Source organism: Streptomyces avidinii (genome assembly GCF_014650695.1).
GTDB lineage: Bacteria > Actinomycetota > Actinomycetes > Streptomycetales > Streptomycetaceae > Streptomyces > Streptomyces avidinii.
Genome location: NZ_BMVL01000041.1, coordinates 1 through 5,527 on the forward strand (window position 1 = coordinate 1; position 5,527 = coordinate 5,527).

The 5,527-nt window shown below is 71.3% G+C and carries 5 protein-coding genes and 1 pseudogene; all 6 read right to left on the reverse strand.

The genetic code is table 11. The features are described from left to right. Positions 1 to 981, reverse strand: a 981-nt coding sequence (locus IE257_RS37520) for an adenosylhomocysteinase (protein ID WP_189974586.1), incomplete at its 3' end; no start/stop codon positions are given. 360 nt (positions 982 to 1,341) lie between these two features. Further along, complete coding sequence (locus tag IE257_RS37525; RefSeq protein ID WP_189974588.1) at positions 1,342 to 2,265, reverse strand: cation diffusion facilitator family transporter; 924 nt, start codon at positions 2,263 to 2,265, stop codon at positions 1,342 to 1,344. Positions 2,266 to 2,337: 72 nt separating this feature from the next. Next, positions 2,338 to 3,495, reverse strand: a complete 1,158-nt coding sequence (gene manA, locus IE257_RS37530; RefSeq protein ID WP_189974590.1) for a mannose-6-phosphate isomerase, class I — start codon at positions 3,493 to 3,495, stop codon at positions 2,338 to 2,340. Between the two features lie 37 nt (positions 3,496 to 3,532). Beyond that, positions 3,533 to 4,666 (reverse strand): SIS domain-containing protein, encoded by a 1,134-nt coding sequence (locus tag IE257_RS37535; RefSeq protein WP_189974592.1) that lies wholly within the window; start codon positions 4,664 to 4,666, stop codon positions 3,533 to 3,535. A 110-nt stretch (positions 4,667 to 4,776) separates the two neighbouring features. Further along, positions 4,777 to 4,962, reverse strand: coding sequence for a Trm112 family protein (locus tag IE257_RS37540; protein WP_030015246.1), 186 nt, complete (start codon positions 4,960 to 4,962; stop codon positions 4,777 to 4,779). 207 nt (positions 4,963 to 5,169) lie between these two features. After that, positions 5,170 to 5,527 (reverse strand): annotated as a pseudogene (gene manB / locus IE257_RS37545) (phosphomannomutase/phosphoglucomutase); the annotation flags it as partial.

The window sequence follows — 5,527 nt, forward strand, 5'->3', positions numbered from 1 at the left end:
GATGATGTCCTTGTTGCCGGTCGTGGTGATGAAGATGTCGGCCGTCTCGACGACGTCGTCCAGGGTGGCGACCTGGTAGCCGTCCATCGCCGCCTGCAGCGCGCAGATCGGGTCGATCTCGGTGACGATGACCCGCGCACCCTGGCCGCGCAGCGACTCCGCACAGCCCTTGCCGACGTCGCCGTAACCGAAGACGACCGCGACCTTGCCACCGATCAGGACGTCGGTCGCACGGTTGATGCCGTCGATCAGCGAGTGACGGCAGCCGTACTTGTTGTCGAACTTCGACTTCGTCACCGCGTCGTTCACATTGATCGCCGGGAACAGCAGGCTGCCCTCGGACATCATCTCGTACAGACGGTGGACACCGGTCGTGGTCTCCTCCGTCACACCGCGGATCTCGGACGCGAGCTGGGTCCACTTCTGGGGGGACTCACCGAGGGTGCGGTTGAGCAGGGTGAGGATGTGGGCGTACTCCTCCGAGTCCGCCGTCGACGGGTCCGGGGCGGAGCCGGCCTTCTCGAACTCGACGCCCTTGTGGACGAGGAGGGTGGCGTCACCACCGTCGTCGAGGATCATGTTCGGGCCGCCGGTGGGGGTGTTCGGCCAGGTCAGCGCCTGCTCCGTGCACCACCAGTACTCCTCCAGCGTCTCGCCCTTCCAGGCGAAGACGGGTACGCCCTGCGGGTTCTCCGGGGTGCCGTTCGGGCCCACCGCGATGGCGGCGGCCGCGTGGTCCTGCGTGGAGAAGATGTTGCAGGAGGCCCAGCGGACGTCGGCGCCGAGGGCGACGAGGGTTTCGATGAGCACGGCCGTCTGCACGGTCATGTGCAGCGAGCCGGTGATGCGGGCGCCGGCCAGCGGCTGCGCCTCCGCGTACTCGGCGCGGATCGACATCAGGCCCGGCATCTCGTGCTCGGCCAGGGTGATCTCCTTGCGGCCGAACGCGGCAAGGGAGAGGTCTGCGACCTTGAAGTCCATGGGTGCTGCTCCTCATGGTTCGAGAGGGTGGGTACGGCTGAGCCGTGCGCCGTCCTGGGGACGGGGCACCGAGCACAGTCCGTCGGGGGTCCTCTCTCCCCTCGGCCGGTCGCAAGGACCGCCCGACCCGCCATCAGCAGCGACGCCTGACACTGAGCACGAATCTACACCGATCGGCCGAGTGAGCCCCAGTCAGACGAGGAAGAAGGTGTGCGGTGACGTCAAATTCTCCGACCGGCACCTTCCGGGCCTTTCGGGCTCTTGATCCACCGTTCACGTGCGGGAGGACGCCGGCGGGACCCTGCGCATACCGAAGGCCCCCGCGGGCTGCTGCTCGCGGGGGCCTTCGGCCGTTCCTTGCTACTCGGCCGCCTCGGGGCGGTAGATGTCCGGCTCCAGGTAGATCACCCGGGCGATCGGGACGGCCTCGCGGATGCGGGCTTCGGCGGCGTTGATCGCGTTCGCCACCTCGGTCGCGGTGTCGTGGCCCTCGACGGCGATCTTGGCGGCGACCAGCAGTTCCTCCGGGCCGAGGTGCAGGGTCCGCATGTGGATGACGCGGGTGACGACGTCTCCGTCGACGAGCGCGGTCTTGATCTTCTCGATCTCTTCGATGCCGGCGGCCTCGCCGAGCAGGAGGGACTTGGTCTCCGCGGCCAGGACGATCGCGATCACGATGAGCAGGACGCCGATGCACAGGGTGCCGATGCCGTCCCAGACGCCGTTCCCCGTCAGCAGGGCGAGGCCGACGCCTCCGAGGGCAAGGACCAGGCCGACGAGCGCACCGAGGTCCTCCAGGAGGACGACGGGCAGCTCGGGGGCCTTGGCCCGCCGGACGAACTGGGTCCAGGTCTGCTTGCCGCGGATCTCGTTCGACTCCTTGATCGCGGTGCGGAAGGAGAAGGACTCGGCGATGATCGCGAAGACGAGCACGCCGACCGGCCAGTACCAGGCCTCGATCGGGTGCGGGTGGTTGATCTTCTCGATCCCCTCGTAGATGGCGAACATGCCACCGACGGTGAAGAGCACGATGGAGACGAGGAAGGCGTAGATGTAGCGCTCGCGCCCGTACCCGAAGGGGTGTTGCGGCGTCGCCTCGCGCTTGGCCTTCTTCCCGCCGAGGAGGAGCAGCCCCTGGTTCCCGGAGTCGGCCAGCGAGTGGACGCTTTCCGCGAGCATCGACGAGGAGCCGCTGAAGAGGAATGCCACGAATTTGGCTACAGCGATGGCGAGGTTGGCGGCGAGTGCCGCCACGATCGCCCTGGTACCGCCCGACGCGCTCATGGGTGCAGGATGTCCTTCCTAGCCACTGACTACCGGCCGCACATTGTTGCAGCCGGTGGGACGGACACCGTGTCAGACCACCACGGTGGCACGGAAGACCGTGCCGCTTCCGGACAGTTCGACCTTTTCGCCCGCCGGTACGAAGACCGACTCGCCAGGGGTCAGGGCCAGTTCGCCGACCTGCGGGGCGCCGGCCGTGCAGAGCAGGATCTGCGGGGTCTCGTGCGGGAGCACCCGGGAGGCACCACCGGGCGCGAGCAGGAACCGGGAGAGCCGGAACTCGTCGATGGGGGTCGCGTAGACCTCCTCGCCGTCGCCCTCGGGGCGCAGCAGGTTCGGGTCGCCCGGCTCGAACTTCGCGACCTTGAGCAGTTCGGCCACGTCCACGTGTTTGGGGGTGAGCCCGGCACGCAGCACGTTGTCCGAGTTGGCCAGCAGCTCGACGCCGAGGCCGTCGATGTAGGCGTGCGGGACACCGGCCCCGAGGAACATGGCCTCGCCGGGCTGGAGTCGGACGTGGTTGAGCAGCATGGACGCGATGACTCCCGGGTCGCCCGGGAAGTGGTGGACCAGAGTGGCGTACGGGGCGTACGGGCCACCGAGGCGCGTGACGGCCGCGGCGACGTCGTGCACGGTGTGGGCCATCTCGGTGCGGTCCGCGGTCAGTACGGCCGTCAGCATTTCGCGCAGGGCCGCCTCTTCGGGGTGGGCGCGCAGCAGGTCGACGTACGGCTTGAGGCTGTCCACGTCCAGGCCGGCGAGGAGCTCCGCGGCCTCCAGCGGCGGCCGGAAGCCGCACAGCCCGTCGAACGCGGTGAGCGCGCAGATCATTTCGGGCTTGTGGTTGGGGTCCTTGTAGTTGCGGTGGTCCGCGTCGATCGGGACGCCGCGGCGCTCCTCGTCCTCGAAGCCGGTCCGGGCCTGGTCCAGGTCGGGGTGGACCTGGAGGGAGAGCGGGGCGCCGGCGGCGAGGATCTTGAACAGGAAGGGCAGCCGGGGACCGAACCTGGCGACGGTGGCGGCGCCCAGCTCGCGCTCGGGGTCGGCGGCGATGACCTCCGAGAGCGCCTGCTCGCCCGCTCCGCGGTCGAGGCGGGAGGGGGCGCCCGGGTGGGCTCCCATCCACATCTCGGCCTGGGGCTCACCGGTCGGTTCGACGCCGAGGAGCGCGGGGATGGCCGTGGTGGATCCCCAGGCGTAGGGGCGGATCGTGTTCGTCAGGCGGTCCATCGTCGTCTTCCTGGATAGAGCTGGGTACTTGTGTGCCTCAGCTGTGTCCCCCGGAAGCCAACGCCAGGTAGGCGGTGGCGAAATCCGTGACGGCGAGGAGCTCGGCGAGCTGCTCCAGCTCGACGCCCTCCTCCGGTTCGAGCTCGCTGACGGCCGTGTCGTGGCTGTGGGCGAGCTCGCGCGCGGCGGGAGCGGCGGTGAGGCCACCGGCCGGCCGGTCACGCAGCAGGACGATGCGGGCACGAAGGGCCTGGGGCTCTTCGACCCGGTCCCGGAAGAAGTCGTCGGGGTCGGCGCCGGCGGCGAAGGCCCCTGCGAGCAGGACGCCGTGGGCGGGCAGCGCCTCGGGAAGCACCGCGGACAGGGCGGGGCGGCCGGCGAGCTCGGCGAGCGTGGCGGCGAACCGGCGGCCCGCGGGGGCGGCGCCGGTGCCCTCGCTCCAGATGAGCGGAAGGGAGTCGGCCAGCTCGGCGGCAAGGGTCTTGGCCGGGTTGGAGTAGGTCGCGATGGCGGGCCCGCAGCGCTCGGCCGTCCGGTCGAGCCGGTCGGCGACGAGCTGCAGGGTGTCCGGGGCGGCCGTGATCAGGCCGACCTTGTCGAGGAGCAGCAGCAGGGGCGTCAGCAGGGCCCACAGGGCGCCGGGCCCGGCCGCGGCGGACTCGTCGTACTCCTGGTACGGGGCCTTGGCCATCGGTACGAGTAGTCCGTGCGCGCCCTCCACCGCCTCGCTCAGCGGCGAGCGTTCGGGGGCGACGGCAACGACGGTGCAGCCGCGCCGGTAGGCCTGCTCGGCGAGGACGGCGAGCCCGGGCTCGGTGCCGTCGGTGGTGGCGAGGAGCAGCAGGTCGACGGGTCCGGCCCAGCCGGGCAGCGCCCAGTGCAGCGCGCCGGCCGCGTGGGCGACGCCGGTGGGGTCCAGCCGGATGACGGGCGCGGAGGCTCCGGCGAGGGCGCCGAGCAGGTCGGCGACGCCGGTGGCGGCGGTACCGGGTCCGGCGATCAGGACGGAGCGCGGGCGGCCGTCGGGGCGCAGCTCGGCGAGGCCGGCCTCGTTCGCGTGCCGGGCGGCGGTACGGACTCTGGCTCCGGCCTCGGCCGCACCGCGGAGCAGGCCCCGGCGGTCGACGCGGGCGAGATCGTCCGGTGCGTCGAGGAGCGACTCGTCGAGCATGGCGGCCTCCGGCGGTGTTGACGGATCCAGGGTGGCGGAATCGGTCTCAGCGTCTGCGTGCGTCTGCGTGCGCGTACGTGTGCGTGCGTGCCTACGCGGCGCGGCAGGGGTCAGGCGGGGCGGCGGGCCTCGTCGACGAGGAGCACCGGGATGCCGTCCCGGACCGGGTACGCGAGGCCGCAGTCCTGGCCGGTGCAGATCAGCTCGGGGGCCGTCTCATCGGCCGACTTGTCCTCAAGGGGCGAGTGGCAGGCGGGGCAGGCGAGGATCTGCAGGAGGCCGGCTTCGAGCGGCATGGGGCGGTTCCCTTCGGGCATGTGGGTGGGGCGAGGTCAGCGTACCGCCGAGTCCGCGGCGGTGCGGTGTCGTGGGGGCGGGTCGGGCCGGGCCCCGGGGCCTGCGCCCCGGGGGAGCCCGGCTGCGCCGGGCACCGGGCTCCGCCCGGACCAGGCGCCTCGAACGCCGGCGCGGCCGGAACCGGCGGGGCCCGGACCGACCAGGGGTCAGGCGCGGATGAGGGCGAGGGCCTCGTCGCGGATCTTGACCAGGGTGGCCTCGTCACGCGCCTCGACATTCAGACGCAGCAGCGGCTCGGTGTTGGAGGCACGCACGTTGAACCACCAGTCCTCGGCCGTCACCGTCAAACCGTCCAGCTCGTCCAACGTGATGCCCTCGGTACTGCCGTAGGCGGCCTTCACCGCCGCCACACGCGCCGCCTGATCGGCGACCGTCGAGTTGATCTCACCCGAACCCGCATAACGGTCGTACGAAGCCACCAGCTCCGACAGCGGCCCGTCCTGGCCACCCAGAGCCGCCAGCACGTGCAACGCCGCCAGCATGCCCGTGTCCGCGTTCCAGAAA

Excerpts from the sequence above, each read along its gene's own strand:
- IE257_RS37525 (WP_189974588.1), bottom strand. The coding sequence starts at position 2,265 with ATGAGCGCGTCGGGCGGTACCAGGGCGATCGTGGCGGCACTCGCCGCC.
- manA (WP_189974590.1), bottom strand. The coding sequence starts at position 3,495 with ATGGACCGCCTGACGAACACGATCCGCCCCTACGCCTGGGGATCCACC.
- IE257_RS37535 (WP_189974592.1), bottom strand. The coding sequence starts at position 4,666 with ATGCTCGACGAGTCGCTCCTCGACGCACCGGACGATCTCGCCCGCGTC.
- IE257_RS37540 (WP_030015246.1), bottom strand. The coding sequence starts at position 4,962 with ATGCCGCTCGAAGCCGGCCTCCTGCAGATCCTCGCCTGCCCCGCCTGC.